This window comes from Mesorhizobium sp. M0954 (genome assembly GCF_040319155.1).
Taxonomy (GTDB): Bacteria; Pseudomonadota; Alphaproteobacteria; order Rhizobiales; family Rhizobiaceae; genus Mesorhizobium.
The window spans coordinates 25,895-42,543 of the sequence record NZ_JAMYNR010000019.1; the positions used below are offsets into that span (position 1 = coordinate 25,895).

Sequence of the window (16,649 nt, forward strand, 5' to 3'; positions counted from 1 at the left end):
GTGCAGGTGTTGTACTTGACTTAGACTATCGGCTTGGTGGCGGGCGGCTCCGAGAGAAGCGCCATGACGATAGTGGCAGGTCAGGCCAAGGACGGACTGTCGTTCGGTCCTTTCCATCTGGTTGCGCGCGAAAGGCTCGTCACAAAAGACGGCGCTCCCTTGGCGCTGGGCTCGCGTGCACTGGACATTCTCATTGCCCTGATCTCCACGCCGAATGAAATCGTCGGCAAAAAGGATCTGATGTCGCGGGTTTGGCCCGATGTCGTAGTCGAGGAAGGCAGCCTGCGGTTTCACATGACCAGGCTCCGCAAGGCGCTGGGTGACGGAAAGGACGGCGCACGATACATCGCAACACTACCAGGGCGGGGTTATTGCTTCATCGCGCCCGTCTCGCAGATCGGCGGTCCGCGCGATGAAGAGCCTGCAGCTGCCGCCAGTTTTCAGCACGCGAATCTTCCGAGCCGCTTGGGCCGAATGGTTGGCCGGGACGACGACGTTCTCCAGCTGTCGGCTCGACTGAATGCGTCGCGCTTCGTCACAATCGTTGGCGCGGGCGGCGTCGGCAAAACCACCGTCGCGATCGCGGTCGGACATCACCTCATTGACGCCTTCGCGGGCGCTGTGCTGTTCGTCGACCTGGGAATGCTCGGCGATCCCGACCTGGTGACGACAGCCGTTGCCTCCATGCTTGGGCTGTCGGTTCAATCGAGTGACGCGACGCCCAATCTGATCGCCTACCTGCGCAACAAGCGGATGCTTTTGATCCTCGATACCTGCGAGCATCTCGTCGATGCGGTGGCGCCTCTGGCCGCAAGCATCATCGACGCGGCGTCGCAGGTCCACATTCTTGCAACAAGTCGCGAAGCGCTTCGGGTCGAAGGCGAGCATATCTACCGATTGGATGCCCTTGCCTGTCCGCCGGACGACCCAAGGCTTACGGCGGCGGTTGTCCAGACGTTCCCGGCCATTCAACTGTTCGTGGAGCGCGCGGTGGCAAGTGGCGCGCGCTTGGATGTCAGCGATGCGGAGGCCCTGATCGTCGCAAGCATCTGTCGAAAGCTTGACGGTGTGGCGCTTGCAATCGAGTTGGCGGCCCGGCGGGTCGAGTCTTATGGATTGCAACAAACCGCCGCGCTTCTCGATCAACGTCTGACTTTGCTGTGGCTGGGATCGCGGACCGCGCCACCGCGTCAAAAGACCCTGCAGGCCACGCTGGATTGGAGCTTTGGGCTACTTACCGACCTGGAGCGCGCAGTGCTTCGCAGGCTCGCTGTATTCCTTGGCCATTTCACGCTCGATGCGGTCTTGGAAGTCGTCACAAGCGCTGCCCTCGACAGATCGACGGTTCTTAATGCCATGGATAGTCTTGTTGCCAAGTCGATCATAGCGACGCGCCCGCTCGGAGCGATGATGCGCTATCGGCTCCTGGATACCACGCGCGCCTACGTCCTCGATATCAGCATAGATGACGCCGAGGCCGCCGATCTGGCGGTGCGCCACGCCGCCTACTATCGAAGATGGCTTGAGCAAACAGGTATCGAGTGGCCAGGTCTGGCGACCGGCGAGGAGCGGGCTCCTCACTTCGCCGCCATCAACAATGTGCGGGCCGCTCTGGAATGGTGCTTCGGCGAGGGCGGAAACGCCGATATCGGCATCGGACTTGCCACTGCTGCCGCGCCTGTTTTCCTGGCGATGTCCTTGTTGCCGGAGTGTCATCGCTGGTCAGAACGCGCGATATTCGCTCTCGACGATGCCGCTCTTGGCGGACTTGACGAGATGCATCTCCAGGCAGCCTTGGGTGTGTCCCTGATGTTCATGCGCGGAGGGCGTGATGCGGCGCGCGTCGCCCTGGAGAAAAGCCTGGCGATCGCCGAAGAACGCGGTGATACGTTGGATCAAGTGCGCCTGCTGGGTCCGCTCAACATGTTCCACCTGCGGACAGGCAACTTCGTGACCGCCCTCCAGTTTGCAAAACGCTGTTCAGCCATAGCCGCGACCCTGGAGGATCCGGTCGCGATTGCGTTGGCGCATACCATTCTGGGGATATCGCTTCACCTTCGTGGTGACCTGGCCGAAGCCCGCGCGGAGCTTGAGGCAGCGCTGGATCGTGGGCCACGCTCTCAGCGAACCACAACGGTCTATCTCGGTTTCGAGGGCAAAATCCTGGCCAAGGCTATCCTGGCGAGGAACCTTTGGCTGCAAGGCCATCCGGACCAAGCCATGGAACGTGCTCGACAGGCCGTCGAAGAGGCCGCCGCCATGGACCACTCGCTGACTCTGGCGATCGCCCTGATCTGGGGAATATCGGTGTTCCTGTGGGCCGGGGAACTGGAGAGCGCGGAGGCACACATCGACATGCTGATTTCCCGCGCCGAGTCCCATTCCATGGCCCCTTATCTGCTGGTCGGTCGGGGATTCAAAAGCGAAGTCGCAATCCGGCACGGGGATGCGACAGGTGGGGTCGGGGGCCTCCAGAGTTCTCTCCAAAAGCTCCACGCAGCACCTTACGAATTGCTCACGACCGAGCTCAACCTCTCGCTGGTTAGAGGACTATCCGCGATCGGTCAGGTCGGCGAAGCAGCCGCGCTGATCGCTCATTCAGTTGGTCAAGTCGAAAAGAACGGTGACCAATTGTACCTTCCGGAGTTGCTGCGGATGAAGGGAGGCCTTCTTCTCCAACAACTGTCGGGACGCAATCGCGACGAGGTCGGCGCATACCTAATGCAGGCACTGGAGTTGAGCCGGAGTCAGGGCGCGCGGGCATGGGAGCTGCGAACCGCAATTGATATGGCAACGTTGATGGCCGCGCGAGGCGAGATCGACGGCGCTCGCGAGCTCTTGCAATCGGTTGCGGAGCATTTCGTAGAAGGCGCGAGTACGGAAGATTTGAAGGCTGCCGCGCGCCTGTTGGCGACGCTGAGCTAGCTACCGCCGATACGCGTTTACACTTTTGCAGACGGTCCGACGGCAGCTATGGCGCATAGCCGCCGTCCGCTGTCCTCCAGATCTGCTACTGGCGCTTGATGCAAGACAGAATTGCCAACACCGATGCCCGCCTTCGGGTCCGATGCCCCTCACCTGCCCCTGGACAAGCTCCCCAAAATCCCGCGGACGATCGCCCGTCCGACCGACGAACCGATCGAGCGCACCACGGATTTGATCGCCGCCTCCGCCACCGTCTGCCGGTTGGAGGGGCGCGGCGCCCGCCGGCCACCGCCGGGCTGAGGAGCGGGCTCGTCATTGCCGAAACCGGGAATGGTCCAGCGCGAACGGCCGCTGTCCTGTTGCTGCGCCTGCGCCTCCTGGGCGTCCTTGGCCTTCTTCTGCAGCATCTCGAAAGCCGATTCGCGGTCGACGGTCTGGTCGTACTGTCCGGCAACCGGGCTCTCAGTGATCAGCTTGCGGCGCTCTTCGGGCGTGATCGGGCCAAGGCGCGAGGATGGCGGGCGGATCAGCGTCCGCTGCACCATGGACGGCACGCCCTTGGCTTCCAGCGTCGAGACAAGCGCCTCGCCGGTGCCGAGCTGCGTGATCACGGTTGCGCAGTCGAAATCGGGATTGGGCCTGAACGTCTCGGCCGCCGTCTTGACGGCCTTCTGTTCGCGCGGCGTATAGGCACGAAGTGCGTGCTGCACGCGGTTGCCCAACTGGGCCAGCACTGTTTCAGGGATATCCAGCGGATTTTGCGTGACGAAATAGACGCCGACGCCCTTCGAACGGATCAGCCGGACCACCTGCTCGACGCGGTCGACCAACACCTTCGGCGCGTCGTCGAACAAAAGATGCGCCTCGTCGAAGAAGAAGACCAGCTTCGGCTCGTCGGGATCGCCGACCTCGGGCAGTTCCTCGAACAGCTCCGACATCAGCCACAGAAGGAACGTCGCATAGAGCCGCGGATTCATCATCAGCTTGTCGGCGGCGAGCACGCTGATGGCGCCGCGTCCATCGCGCGTGGTGCGCATAATGTCGGATATCCGCAATGCCGGCTCGCCGAAGAAATTGGCAGCGCCCTGCTGCTCCAGGACCAGCAGCGTGCGCTGGATCGCGCCGACCGAAGGTTTCGTCACATTGCCGTAGCGGGCGCCGATCTCTTCGGCGCGGTCGGCGATGTTGGCCAGCAGTGACTGCAGGTCCTTCAAATCGAGCAACAGAAGGCCTTCCTCGTCGGCGATGCGGAAGGCGATGTTCACAATGCCTTCCTGCGCCTCGGAAAGGTTCATCAAGCGCGACAGAAGCAGCGGCCCCATCTCCGAGATGGTGGCACGGATCGGGTGGCCCTGCTCGCCGAACAGATCCCAGAAGATGACCGGGAATTCCTGGAACTCATAGGGATCGAGCTTGACCTGCTCGGCCCGCTTGACCAGGAAATCCTGCGTTGTGCCCATCATGGCGATACCCGACAGGTCGCCCTTGATGTCGGCGCAGAATACCGGCACGCCGGCATTGGAGAAACCCTCGGCCAATATCTGCAGGGTCACCGTCTTGCCGGTGCCGGTCGCGCCGGTGACCAGGCCGTGACGGTTGCCATATTGCAGCAAAAGCTGTTCGGGCCGCTGATAGCTGTCGTCCGGCTTGCGGCTGGCCCCTATGAAGATACTGGTATCGTCGGCCATGTGTCCGGTCTCCGCAAACCTATAGGGTTGAATGCCCTGATCCCTTGAAGAAAAGGGAGCCCCGCCGCAGGTATAGTGAGGCCATTGCGCAGCGACAATGGGCGTTGTCGAAAATGGCTTTTGGAGCTTGCGGAACCTGCCCATGTTTGGCAATCGGTTGACGGTCACCGTCACGGAAGGCGAGTTGCACGGCATGTGTGCTGCATTGTGATATCGGGCCGGGGACCGTAGACTGACATAGTCGGCCGCTGCGGCCGCTAGAACGAGGAGAACCGATGGGCGCCGGTGCCTTGACCCAGGATGCCGAACTTCCGAACGTCGACCGGCAACGATGGCTGGCGCTGGCGGAGAAGGCGCTGGCCGGCGGGTCCTTCGAGGAAAAGCTCGTCTCGCATACGGACGACGCCATCCGCATCGAGCCGCTCTACGAGCGTTCGGTAACCGCCGAGCCTGTCGTGCGCGCCAACCCGGGATCACCGTGGATCGTCAGCCAGCGCATCGACGATCCGGACATAGGCCGGGCCAGTGCGCAGGCGCTGGAAGACGTCGCGCAGGGTGCCACCGGACTGTCGCTTGTCTTCGAGGGTGCGCCGAACGCCTTCGGCTATGGCTTGCCGAGGACGGCGGAGGCGCTGGAGGGCGTGCTCGACGGCGTGCCGCTCAACCGCATCCAGATCCGCATCGACGCCCATCCCTGGAGCCGTGCCGTGGCCGACTGGCTGGTGGCGTTTTTGACCAAGCGCCGCTCCGACCCGGCAAAGCTCAACCTCTCCTTCGGCATCGATCCGGCGGCGATCTTTGCCGGGACCGGCAGGCTGCGCATGTCGATCGAGGCTTTACAGGCTTCGATGCCGCAATCGCTGGCGCATTTCTTTTCGATGGGTGTGCCCGGCGTGCTGCTGGAGGCCGACGGGCGGGTATTCCACAATGCCGGCGCCACCGAGGCGCAGGAGCTTGGCACCATGCTCGCCTCGGCCGTCTCCTATTTGAGGCTGTTCGAGAAGGCGCGCCAGCCGCTCGTCTACGCGGCGCCGCATATCGGTTTTGCACTCAGCGTCGACCAGGACCAGTTCGTGTCGACGGCCAAGGTCAGGGCGTTGCGCAGGCTGTGGGCGCGTGTCCAGGAGGCCTGCTCGATAGTGCCCTCCACCGCCAGCATCCATGCCGAAACATCCTTCCGGATGATGACGGCGGCCGATCCGGAAACCAACATCCTGCGCACCACCATTGCCGCTTTTGCCGCTGCCGCCGGCGGCGCGGATTCGATCGCCATCCTGCCGCACACGATCGCGCACGGCCTGCCCGCGGGTTTTGCCCGCCGCGTTGCCCGCAACGCGCAACTGATCATGGCCAATGAAAGCAATATCGACCACGTCGCCGATCCGGTTTGCGGTTCGGGGGCCGTCGAAGCGCTGACTGCGGAGCTCTGCGCGGCGGCCTGGCAGGAGTTCCAGCAGATCGAGGCGGAAGGCGGCGTGCTGACCAGCCTTGAGCAAGGCCACATCCAGAGGCGCGTCCAGGCAGCTTCCGCCCGCCGCAACACAGCCTACCAGGCGGGCGAACGGGCGATCGTCGGCACGACGCTGCACCCGTCGAAGACCGAGCGTCCGGTCGAGACGCTGGCGGCGGAGCGGCGGCCTGCCTTCACCGAAGGCGTTGCGGTGTGCGAGCCGCTATTTCCGATCCGCATCGATCAGTCGATCGGAGCCGTGCCATGATCCCGGATTTCAGCCAGATCGCCTGGTCGCCGCCACGGCGGGCGCCGGTCGAGATCAAAGGCCAGCGGATGACGCCGGAAGGAATCGCCGTCAAGCATCTCTACAACCAGGGCGATCTCAAGGGCTTGCCGCACCTCGATACCTATCCAGGCCTGCCGCCTTTCGTGCGCGGCCCCTATCCGACGATGTATGTCCAGCAACCCTGGACGATCCGGCAATATGCCGGCTTCTCGACGGCCGAAGAGTCCAACGCCTTCTACCGGCGCAACCTTGCCGCCGGCCAGAAAGGCCTGTCGGTCGCCTTCGATCTCGCCACGCACCGCGGCTACGACAGCGACCATCCGCGCGTCGCCGGCGATGTCGGCATGGCCGGCGTCGCCATCGATTCCATTCTCGACATGCGCCAGCTGTTCGACGGTATACCGCTTGACGAGATGACGGTATCGATGACGATGAACGGCGCGGTGCTGCCGATCATGGCGCTCTATATTGTGGCGGCGGAGGAACAGGGCGTTGCGCAGAAGGACCTCACCGGGACCATTCAGAACGACATCCTGAAAGAGTTCATGGTGCGCAACACCTACATCTATCCGCCAAAACCTTCGATGCGGATCGTGTCGGACATTTTTTCCTACACGTCGAAGCACATGCCGAAGTTCAATTCGATCTCGATCTCCGGCTACCACATGCAGGAGGCGGGAGCGACGGCGGACCTCGAGCTCGCCTACACGATTGCAGACGGTATCGAATATGCCCGCGCCGGCGTCGCGGCCGGCCTCGACATCGACCGTTTCGCGCCGCGCCTTTCCTTCTTCTGGGCGATCGGCATGAATTTCTTCATGGAAGTCGCCAAGCTGAGAGCAGCGCGCCTTTTGTGGGCCAGCCTGATGCTGAAGAACTTTTCGCCGAAGGACGAGCGCTCGCTGTCGCTGCGCACCCATTGCCAGACTTCGGGCTGGTCGCTGACGGCGCAGGATCCCTACAACAACATCATCCGCACCATGATCGAGGCGATGGCCGCCACTCAAGGGCACACGCAGTCGCTGCACACCAATTCCTTCGACGAGGCAATGGCGCTGCCGACCGACCATTCGGCCCGCATCGCCCGCAACACACAGCTCATCCTGCAGAAGGAATCCGGCACGACGCGCATTATCGACCCGTGGGGCGGCTCCGCCTATGTCGAACGGCTGACACATGATCTGGCGGCGCGTGCGCTTGCGCATATCGAGGAGGTCGAGAGCCTCGGCGGCATGGCCGCGGCGATCGAAAAGGGCCTACCGAAGCTGCGCATCGAAGAGGCTGCCGCGCGCACCCAGGCGCGCATCGATTCCGGCGAACAGATCGTGGTCGGTGTCAATGCTCACCGTCCCGGCACGGACATCGAAGTCGACGTGCTGAAGATCGACAATGCCGAAGTCAGGGCGCGGCAATTGTCGAAGCTGCAGCGGCTGAAAGGCACGCGTGATGTCGCCGCCGCCGAGAGCGCGCTCGATGCGCTTACCCGTGCTGCCGGGAGTAACGGAAACCTGCTGGAATTCGCCATCCGGGCCGCACGGGCCAACGCCACGGTCGGCGAGATTTCGCTGGCGCTGGAAAAAGTTTTCGGCCGCCATGTCGCCTCGGTGCAGACGATCTCCGGCGTCTATCGCAACGCGCTCGGCGACAATCCGGTGGTCGACCGGCTGCAGGACAAGATCGTAGCGTTCGAGGAAAAGTCCGGCGGCAAGCCGCGCATTCTGGTCGCCAAGATGGGGCAAGACGGCCATGATCGCGGCCAGAAAGTGATCGCCACCGCCTTTGCCGACCTAGGCTTCGACGTCACCGTCGGGCCGATGTTCCAGACTCCGGACGAGATCGCCAGGCTGGCGGTCGAGCATGACGTGCACGTCGTAGGCGCCTCGTCGCTGGCAGCAGGCCATTTGACGCTCATTCCCGAACTTAAGCTTGCACTGAAGAAGCTCGGCCGCGACGACATGCTGATCGTCGCCGGCGGCGTCATTCCGCCGCAGGATTACGACGCAGTCCGGCAGGCAGGCGCCACTGAGATCTTCCCGCCCGGCACGGTCATACCGGAAGCGGCGGACCGGCTGATGGACCGGCTGCTGACAGACTGACTTGACAGGTAGAAGTTTTCCGTTATAATTGTTGTTAGAACAGTGCTAAGGGAGACTGAAGGAGTTTTCAATGAACATTACCGTGCGTAAAATCGGCAATTCCGAAGGTGTGATCTTGCCTCGGGAAGTGCTTGATCGGCTAAATGTTCGGGCAGGAGATACGCTTGTGGCCGCCGAGAACGCAGGCGAACTTCGGCTTCGTCGGCTTGAAAGCGATCCCGAGAAATTCGAAAGCAAGATGAAGATAGCGCGTGAACGGATGAAGAAGTACGAGGTTGCCTACCGCGCGCTCGCAAAATGACCGAGCATCATTCGAGGGAGTTCGTGGAGGCGCTTCACGCCGAGCAGTTGCGCCTTCACGGAGGAGCAGCGGGAATCCGCGATCAAGGAATGCTGGAGTCGGCGCTTTACAGGCCGCAGCAAAGAGAAATCTATGGCGAGCCCGATCTCTGTGAACTCGCAGCCGCCTATCTTTTCGGCATTGCCAAGAACCATCCATTCGTCGACGGCAACAAGCGCACGGCTTTTGCGGCGGCCGATCTGTTCCTTTATTTCAACGGGCTGAGCATCGAAGCCGAGCAGGCGGACATTATTCAACTGGTCATTATGGTCGCCGCCGGCGAAATCGACGAGGCCGGCGCCTCAGCGTTCTTCCGCGATCATGTCGTCAAGCTCGAAGACTAACTGTCGGAGAGCTTGACGATCTCCCATTCCTTGCCATTGACCACGGCAACTTCGCCGACCTTCTTGCCGAACAAGGCCATCGCCATCGGCGACATATGAGAAATTGTCCCCTTAGCGGGATTGGCTTCGTCCTCGCCGACGATCTTCCAGTGCACCTTCTTGCCGTCGTGGCTTTCCAGCGTGACGCCCATGCCGAAGCGAACCATGTCGCTGCCCGGTTCCGGCACCGAAAGCTCGGCGCTTTCGCGCCGCGCCGTCCAGTAGCGGAGATCACGCGACACCAGCGCGATGCGCTCGCGGTCGGCCCTCTTTTCGGCTCTGCCCAGTTCGTCGCGCAGAGCGGCCACCTCCGCATCGATCAGCGTCAGGCCGCGTTCCGTCACCAGATTGCGGTGATGACTGATCGGCCGCTCGCCGATGCCGGCGATGGCGTTTTCGCTGTCTTCCTCGCGGGTGAAAGCCCTGCTCATTTATCGAACTTATGCCTGACGCGACGACTCCACAAGCCGTAGCCGGCGAACCGACGTCGGAGCCGATCCGGGCCGATCCTGTCTGGCACGAATCCTGCGGCGCGACGTTGAACGCAAGGAATCTGTGCCGATGTTGAACAGACGAACGCTGCTTGCGCAGACCGCCGGCTTTGCCGTCATGGGGCTTTCGCTCGGCAAGGCAGCGGCGAAAAACCTTCCCGGCATCGAGAAAGCCGCGATGCGTGGCGCGATCAACGCGACCGAGCTCGGCGTCCGGCCCGGTGCGCTTGACGATCAGAGCAAGGCTTTCACCAAGCTGCTGCGCGACGCGCACGACCGCGACATGCCGGTGTTCCTGCCGCCGGGGATCTATATCGTTTCCAACCTGTCGCTGCCCGGCCGGGTGCGCCTGTCCGGCGTGCCGGGCGCATCGCGGATCGTCTATGGCGGCAATGGCCATCTCATCATGGCCGACCAGGCCGAGCATATCGAACTCAGCGGGCTGGTGTTCGATGGCTGCAACCGCTGGATGGGCGACTACACGCAAGGCCTGCTCGATCTGCGCCGCATCGCCCATCTGGTCGTCGACAATTGCCAGCTTACCGGCAGCGGCAAGAACGGTCTGGCGCTCGAGCACGCCTGGGGCCGAATCCAGCGCTCGGAGATATCCGGTGCGGCCGATGCCGGCATCTATTCGGTCGAGGCCGATGGCCTGGAAATATCAGGCAATAGCGTCTCCGACTGCGCCAATGGCGGCATTCTCGTGCACCGCTGGCAGGCGGCTGAAGACGGCACCATCGTCAGCGGCAACCGGATCGAGCGCATCCAGGCGCGCAGCGGCGGAGCCGGCCAGAACGGCAACGGCATCAATGCGTTCCGCGCCGGCAACGTCATCATCTCCGGCAATATTGTCTCGGACTGCGCGTTCTCGGCGATCCGCGCCAACACTTCCAGCAATTTGCAAGTCACCGGCAACACCTGCTCGCGTTCGGGCGAGACGGCCGTGTATTCCGAATTCTCGTTCGAAGGCGCCGTCATCGGCAACAACATCGTCGACGGCGCCGCGAACGGCATTTCGATCGTCAATTTCAACGAGGGCGGCCGCATGGGCGTGTGCTCCGGCAACATCGTCCGCAATCTGTCGACCAGCGGCCCCTACCCTGCCGACGCGCCCGGCTTCGGCGTCGGCATTAGCGTCGAGGCCGACACCACCGTTTCCGGCAACGTCATCGAGAATGCGCCGCTCTACGGCATGCAGATCGGCTGGGGACCGTTCATGCGCAATGTGGTCGCCACGGGAAACGTCATCCGCAAGGCGGGGACCGGCATCGTCGTCACTGTGGTCGAAGGTGCCGGAACGGCAATCATCTCCGACAATGTCATCGACGGAGTCCAGAACGGCGCGATCGTCGGCCAACGCTGGGCCGAGCCGGTGACCGGCGACCTCGCTGCATCAGGCAATGCCGGCTATGCGCATTTGACCGTCGAGCGCAACCACGTCAGTTGAAGGTGGCCGTCGGCCGGAGCGCGCCAACCTTGGCGCCGATCCGGCTCTCGATAGGCGGATTTGCCTGTTCGGTCAGTTTCGCTGCGAGCGCCTGGTCGGCTTGCAAAAGCTTAGCCAGCACGGCCGCGACCATCACTTCAGCGGCGCGGCCGGCGCCATCGTCGCACTTCAGCGCGATGCCAAGGCCAAGCTCCGGAAGGGCTGCACAAAAAACACCTTCGGCGCCTCCCTTGACGAAAATCCGGCCCGGTGCGGCGTCCATCATCGCGACATCGGACCTGCCCGTGCCGGCGACGAAAAACGGCTCGGCCATGCAGGCGGAAAGCAGCCGCTTCGCCGCCCGGGCGCGCACCGGCTCGAACCCGGCACCTGTCGCCATGCGGGCAAAGCCAAGGGCAAAGCTGCGCAGCGGCACGGCATAGGTCGGAATCGAGCAGCCGTCGGTGCCGCGGTGATCGGCGTCATGGGCAGCACCGGTCACCGCCTGCATCGCTTCGCGCACCATCTCCTGCGAGGCATGGCCAGCCTTGACGTAACCACGATGGGCGATGCCGCTGTGAACGCAGGTGCAGAGAAAGCCCGAGTGCTTGCCGGAACAATTGTTGTGCAGCGCGTTCGGCACGCTGCCGGCGCGGGCAAGTGCCAACGTCGCTCCATGGCTCGACGGCCAATGCGCGCCGCATTCGAGTGCCGTCTCGTCCAGGCCGGCCTTCGCCAGCATGGCGCGCGCCAGCTCGACATGTGGCGGCTCGCCGGAATGCGAGGCGCAGGCCAGCGCCAGCTCCCGATCACCGAAGCCGTAGGCATCGGCAGCGCCGCTCTCGACCAGCGGCAGCGCCTGGATCGCCTTGACCGCCGAACGCGGGAACACCGGTTGTGCCGTGTCGCCGATCTCCCAGACAGGCTTGCCGTCGGCGTCGAAGACGGCAACAGCGCCGCGATGGGCACTCTCGACGATTGCGCCGCGCAAGACTTCGACCAGAACCGGATTTGTCATGTCACCTCCCGCAATGCGGGCGGGTTTATCTGATCCGGTCGAGAATGGAAACGTAGTTGGCGACCGCGGCACCACCCATGTTGAAGATGCCGCCGAGTTTTGCTCCCGGCACCTGGATGCCGCCCGCCTCGCCGACAAGCTGCATGGCGCTCAGCACATGCATCGATACGCCGGTGGCACCGATCGGGTGGCCCTTGGCCTTCAGTCCACCGGACGGATTGACCGGCAGCCTTCCGTTTTTCGCCGTCTCGCCATCCAGGGCCAGCTTGGCGCCCTCGCCCGGCTTTGCCAGGCCCATCGCCTCATACTCGATCAGTTCGGCGATGGTGAAACAGTCGTGCGTCTCGACGAAGGACAGGTCGCCGAGCGTCACGCCCGCCTGCTTCAGCGCCTGGTTCCACGCCTGCTCGCAGCCTTCGAAGGCGAGAATGTCGCGCTTCGACATCGGCAGGAAATCCTGCACATGCTCATTGGCGCGGAAGGCGACGGCGCGGCGCATCTTCAGCGCCGTGGCCGTGTCGGCAAGGACAAGCGCGGCGGCACCGTCCGACACCAGCGAGCAGTCTGTGCGCTTCAGCGGACCGGCGACGAAGGGGTTTTTTTCGCTTTCCTGCCGGCAGAACTCGTAGCCGAAATCCTTGCGCATCTGCGCGTAGGGATTGTCGACGCCGTTCTTGTGGTTCTTGGCGGCGATCATCGCCAGCGCATCCGACTGGTCGCCGTAGCGCTGGAAATAGGCTTGGGCGATCTTGCCGAAGACGCCGGCGAAACCTGCCGGCGTGTCACCGTCCTCCGGCAGATACGAGGCCTTGAGCAGGTTCTTGCCGATCTCGGGACCGGGCGTCGTCGTCATCTGCTCGGCGCCGACCACCAGCACGATACGGGCGGCATTGGCGTCGATGGCGCGGATGCCTTGCCTGACCGCCGCCGAGCCGGTGGCGCAGGCGTTCTCGACGCGGGTCGCCGGCTTGAAGCGCAGCCGGTCGTCGGCCTGGAGGACCAGGCTCGCGGTGAAATCCTGGGCGGAAAACCCGGCGTTGAAGTGGCCGAGCACGATCTCGTCGACGTCATCTGGACCGATGCCGGCATGATCGAGCGCCTCGACTGCCACCTTGGTGATCAGGCCCTCCAGCGTCTCGCCTTCGAGCTTGCCGAAGCGCGAATGCGCCCAACCGACGATGCATGCTGTCATGGCGATCTCCATCCTGCGGACCGGGGCTACGCGATACTGCGCGCGCATCAGCATTGTTCAAGCATGAACCGTTCTGCCGGCCTCGCGAAGGGGCCAGAACCGCACAATCGCTTGATCTTGATGATCTGGTCATAGTGCCTGGCTTTTGCCAGCAAATCAGGGTGTATTTTTGTTGATTGATGCGTCAATAAAAAATAATCTTGCGCCAATAGGCCGGAGCAAGGATGCCGAAACTCGGAATGGAGCCGTTGCGCCGCAGGGCGCTAATCGATGCAACGATCTCGGCGATCGGCGAGCGCGGTTCGCTTGATGTGACGATGTCGGAAATCGCCGGGCGCGCCGGCGTGTCCTCGGCGCTTGCCCACCATTATTTCGGCGTCAAGGACGAATTGCTGTTGGCGACGATGCGGCACATCCTCAGCGAGCTCACCGCCGATACGGGCCGTGCACTTCGCGCGGCCGGCACGGCGCGCCAGCGCGTCTCGGCGGTGGTCGCGGTCAATTTTTCCGACATCCAGTTCCAGCCCGAAACGATCGCCGCCTGGCTCGCCTTCTATGTCGAAGCGCAAAAATCGGCAGCACTTCGACGGCTGCTCAAGGTCTATGCGCGGCGGCTGCATTCCAATCTGCTCAGCGGGCTGACCGGCATCCTGCCGAGAAGCGAGGCCGATCGGGTCGCCGAAGCGACGGCGGCGCTGATCGACGGGCTCTATATCAGGCGCGCGCTGAAGGACGGTCTTCCCGATGCCGCGACCGCGATTGCACTGGTCGAGGACTATCTCGAAACGAAGCTCAGCGGACGGCAGAAGCAGTGACATCCAAGCGACCCAACATCCTGATCGTCATGGTCGATCAGCTCAACGGAACGCTGTTTCCGGATGGGCCGGCGGACTTCCTGCACGCGCCGCATCTGAAGGCGCTCGCCGCGCGTTCGGCGCGTTTTTGCAACAATTACACGGCCTCGCCGCTCTGCGCGCCGGGCCGCGCCGCATTCATGAGCGGCCAATTGCCGTCACGCACCGGGGTCTATGACAACGCCGCCGAATTCGCGTCTTCGATCCCGACCTTCGCCCATCATCTGCGCGCCGCAGGTTATCACACCTGCCTATCCGGCAAGATGCATTTCGTCGGTCCGGACCAGTTGCACGGCTTCGAAGAGCGGCTGACCACCGACATCTATCCGGCTGATTTCGGCTGGACACCGGACTACCGCAAACCCGGCGAGCGCATCGACTGGTGGTATCACAATCTCGGCTCCGTCAGCGGCGCCGGTATTGCCGAGATCACCAACCAGCTGGAATATGACGACGAGGTCGCCTTCCATGCGGTGCAGAAGCTCTATGATTTTGCCCGCGTCTCCGACGATGCCGCACATCGGCCCTGGTGCTTGACGGTTTCCTTCACCCATCCGCACGACCCGTATGTCGCGCGGCAGCGCTACTGGGACCTCTACGAGGATTGCCCGGCGCTCGAGCCTGAGGTCGGCTTCATTCCTTACAACAGGCAGGACCCGCATTCGCAGCGGCTCTACCGCGCCAGCGACTATGACAGGTTCGACATCACCGCTGAGCAGATACGCCGCGCACGGCGCGGCTATTTCGCCAACATCTCCTATCTCGACGACAAGCTCGGCGAATTGATGTCGGTGCTCGAGCGCACGCGCATGCTCGACGACACGGTCATCCAGTTCTGCTCGGATCACGGCGACATGCTCGGCGAGCGCGGCCTGTGGTTCAAGATGTGCTTCTTCGAAGGTTCGGCGCGGGTGCCGCTGATGATCGCCGGCAAGCGCATCGCCGCCGGGCTGGTCGACACGCCGGTCTCCAACCTCGACGTGACGCCGACGCTTTGCGACCTCGCCGGCATCGACATCAGCGCGATTGCGCCGTGGACCGACGGCCAGTCGCTGCTGCCGCTGCTGAATGGAAAGAAGCGCTCCGCGCCGGTGCTGATGGAATATGCCGCCGAAGGCTCGAACGCGCCGATGGTGGCGCTGCGCGAGGGCCGTTACAAATTCATCCATTGCGAGATCGATCCGCCGCAACTGTTTGATCTTGAATCGGATCCGCTGGAATCGACCAACCTCGCCGCCGATCCGGCCAATGCGGCTTTGGTGGCCGCTTTCACCGACAAGGTGCGGGCGCGCTGGGACATGGCGGCGTTCGATGCCGCGGTGCGTGCCAGCCAGGCACGCCGCTGGGTGGTCTACCCGGCGCTGCGCAACGGCACCCATTATCCCTGGGAATTCCAGCCGCTGCAGAAGGCATCGGAGCGCTACATGCGAAACCATATGAACCTCGACCTGCTCGAAGAGCAGAAGCGCTTTCCGCGAGGCAAATGATGGCAGACCGTCTCGTCCCCTCGCTCGACCATCTCAGGCAGGCCTATGCCGTCACCTCCAAGGCGACGCAGATCACGCCGCTCCTGGAATCGGCGGCACTTGCCCGCGAGACCGGCGCCGCCCGCGTCTTCGTCAAGGCCGAATCGCTGCAATGGGCAGGATCGTTCAAGGTGCGCGGCGCCTACTGGCGGCTGAAGAAGCTCTCGCCTGACGAAACCAAAAAGGGCGTCGTCGCCTATTCCTCCGGCAATTTCGCGCAGGGGCTGGCGGCGGCGGGCCAGGCGCTTGGCATTCCCGTCACCATCGTCATGCCGATCGACGCCCCTGCCGCCAAACGCGATGCCACGTCGGGGTATGGCGCGCGTGTCGTGCTGACCGACCATGGCGAGCGCGCGCGTGAGGAAGTCGCCGCCGCCAGAGCGCGTGAGATCGCCGCCAGCGATGACCTGGCCCTGCTGCACCCGTTCGACGATCCGGAGATCGTCGCCGGCCAGGCCGGCGCCGGACTGGAGGCACTCGACCAGCTCGCCGCCAGGCAAGTGGAGGCCGATCTCTTGTTCTGTTCGGTCGGCGGTGGCGGGCTGATAGGTGGCGTTTCGCTGGCCTTCCACTATCTGTCGCCCGCCACAGAGATCATCGGCGTCGAGCCGGAAGGTTTTGACGGCATGGGCTCGTCGCTCGCGCATGGCGCCATCGAAACCATGCCGATCGGGCCGAAATCGATCTGCGACGGGCTGATGTCGCGGCGGCCCGGCGACGCGCCGTTCGCAGCGGTGACGACCGCCGGCGTTCGCGGCGTCACTGTCGATGATGCGTCGGTGCGGCGCGCCATGCACATTGCCTTCGAGCGGATGAAGCTGGTGCTTGAGCCATCCGGCGCTGCCTCGCTGGCGGCGGTGCTCGGCGGCAAGGTCGACATAACCGGCAGGACCGTTCTGGTGATGGCAACCGGCGGCAACGTCTCGCTCGCCGATTTCATGGCGCATATGAACCATGGGCGCATATGAACC

General features: G+C 63.5%; 13 protein-coding genes. 9 read left to right on the forward strand and 4 right to left on the reverse strand.

Annotation, left to right across the window (positions count from 1 at the left end):
* Positions 1-63: 63 nt before the first annotated feature.
* Entirely contained in the window at positions 64-2,925 is a 2,862-nt protein-coding gene (locus tag NKH93_RS23445) for an ATP-binding protein (RefSeq protein ID WP_352972258.1), read from the forward strand.
* A gap of 149 nt (positions 2,926-3,074) precedes the next feature.
* On the opposite strand, the gene NKH93_RS23450 is transcribed toward NKH93_RS23445, so the two are convergent.
* Positions 3,075-4,613, reverse strand: a complete 1,539-nt coding sequence (locus NKH93_RS23450) for a helicase HerA-like C-terminal domain-containing protein (RefSeq protein ID WP_352972260.1) — start codon at positions 4,611-4,613, stop codon at positions 3,075-3,077.
* Between the two features lie 275 nt (positions 4,614-4,888).
* Here NKH93_RS23450 and NKH93_RS23455 point away from each other — a divergent pair, with 275 nt between their 5' ends.
* From NKH93_RS23455 to NKH93_RS23470, 4 genes are all read left to right on the forward strand, one after another.
* Positions 4,889-6,331, forward strand: coding sequence for a methylmalonyl-CoA mutase subunit beta (locus tag NKH93_RS23455; RefSeq protein WP_352972262.1), 1,443 nt, complete (start codon positions 4,889-4,891; stop codon positions 6,329-6,331).
* Complete coding sequence (gene scpA / locus NKH93_RS23460; RefSeq protein WP_352972264.1) at positions 6,328-8,448, forward strand: methylmalonyl-CoA mutase; 2,121 nt, start codon at positions 6,328-6,330, stop codon at positions 8,446-8,448. Before NKH93_RS23455 ends, scpA begins: the two co-directional genes overlap by 4 nt.
* A gap of 70 nt (positions 8,449-8,518) precedes the next feature.
* A complete protein-coding gene (locus NKH93_RS23465; RefSeq protein ID WP_352770601.1) occupies positions 8,519-8,749 on the forward strand; it encodes an AbrB/MazE/SpoVT family DNA-binding domain-containing protein in 231 nt (76 codons plus the stop codon).
* Entirely contained in the window at positions 8,746-9,132 is a 387-nt protein-coding gene (locus NKH93_RS23470) for a type II toxin-antitoxin system death-on-curing family toxin (protein ID WP_352972266.1), read from the forward strand. The genes NKH93_RS23465 and NKH93_RS23470 overlap by 4 nt, the downstream gene beginning before the upstream one ends.
* Here the strand turns inward: NKH93_RS23470 and NKH93_RS23475 are convergent.
* Positions 9,129-9,602 carry a GreA/GreB family elongation factor gene (locus tag NKH93_RS23475; protein ID WP_352501759.1) on the reverse strand — a complete coding sequence of 158 codons (474 nt, stop codon included), beginning with the start codon at positions 9,600-9,602 and terminating at the stop codon, positions 9,129-9,131. The two genes, NKH93_RS23470 and NKH93_RS23475, sit on opposite strands and share 4 nt — an antisense overlap.
* 130 nt (positions 9,603-9,732) lie before the next feature.
* On the opposite strand from NKH93_RS23475, the gene NKH93_RS23480 reads away from it, so the two are divergent.
* A complete protein-coding gene (locus NKH93_RS23480; RefSeq protein WP_352501758.1) occupies positions 9,733-11,109 on the forward strand; it encodes a TIGR03808 family TAT-translocated repetitive protein in 1,377 nt (458 codons plus the stop codon).
* Here the strand turns inward: NKH93_RS23480 and NKH93_RS23485 are convergent.
* On the reverse strand, positions 11,102-12,106 hold the full coding sequence (locus NKH93_RS23485) for an asparaginase (RefSeq protein ID WP_352501757.1): 1,005 nt from the start codon (positions 12,104-12,106) through the stop codon (positions 11,102-11,104). The genes NKH93_RS23480 and NKH93_RS23485 overlap by 8 nt on opposite strands.
* Before the next feature lie 25 nt (positions 12,107-12,131).
* Positions 12,132-13,298, reverse strand: a complete 1,167-nt coding sequence (locus tag NKH93_RS23490) for an acetyl-CoA acetyltransferase (protein ID WP_352501756.1) — start codon at positions 13,296-13,298, stop codon at positions 12,132-12,134.
* Between the two features lie 224 nt (positions 13,299-13,522).
* Between NKH93_RS23490 and betI the strand changes: the two genes are divergently transcribed.
* From betI to NKH93_RS23505, 3 genes are read left to right on the forward strand one after another with little or no spacing between them, the layout of a single operon-like run.
* Positions 13,523-14,113: a transcriptional regulator BetI gene (betI, locus tag NKH93_RS23495; protein ID WP_352501755.1), complete on the forward strand. Its 591-nt coding sequence runs from the start codon at positions 13,523-13,525 to the stop codon at positions 14,111-14,113.
* A complete protein-coding gene (gene betC, locus NKH93_RS23500) occupies positions 14,110-15,639 on the forward strand; it encodes a choline-sulfatase (RefSeq protein WP_352972270.1) in 1,530 nt (509 codons plus the stop codon). Before betI ends, betC begins: the two co-directional genes overlap by 4 nt.
* Positions 15,639-16,646, forward strand: coding sequence for a pyridoxal-phosphate dependent enzyme (locus tag NKH93_RS23505; RefSeq protein WP_502896484.1), 1,008 nt, complete (start codon positions 15,639-15,641; stop codon positions 16,644-16,646). Before betC ends, NKH93_RS23505 begins: the two co-directional genes overlap by 1 nt.
* Positions 16,647-16,649 lie beyond the last annotated feature (3 nt).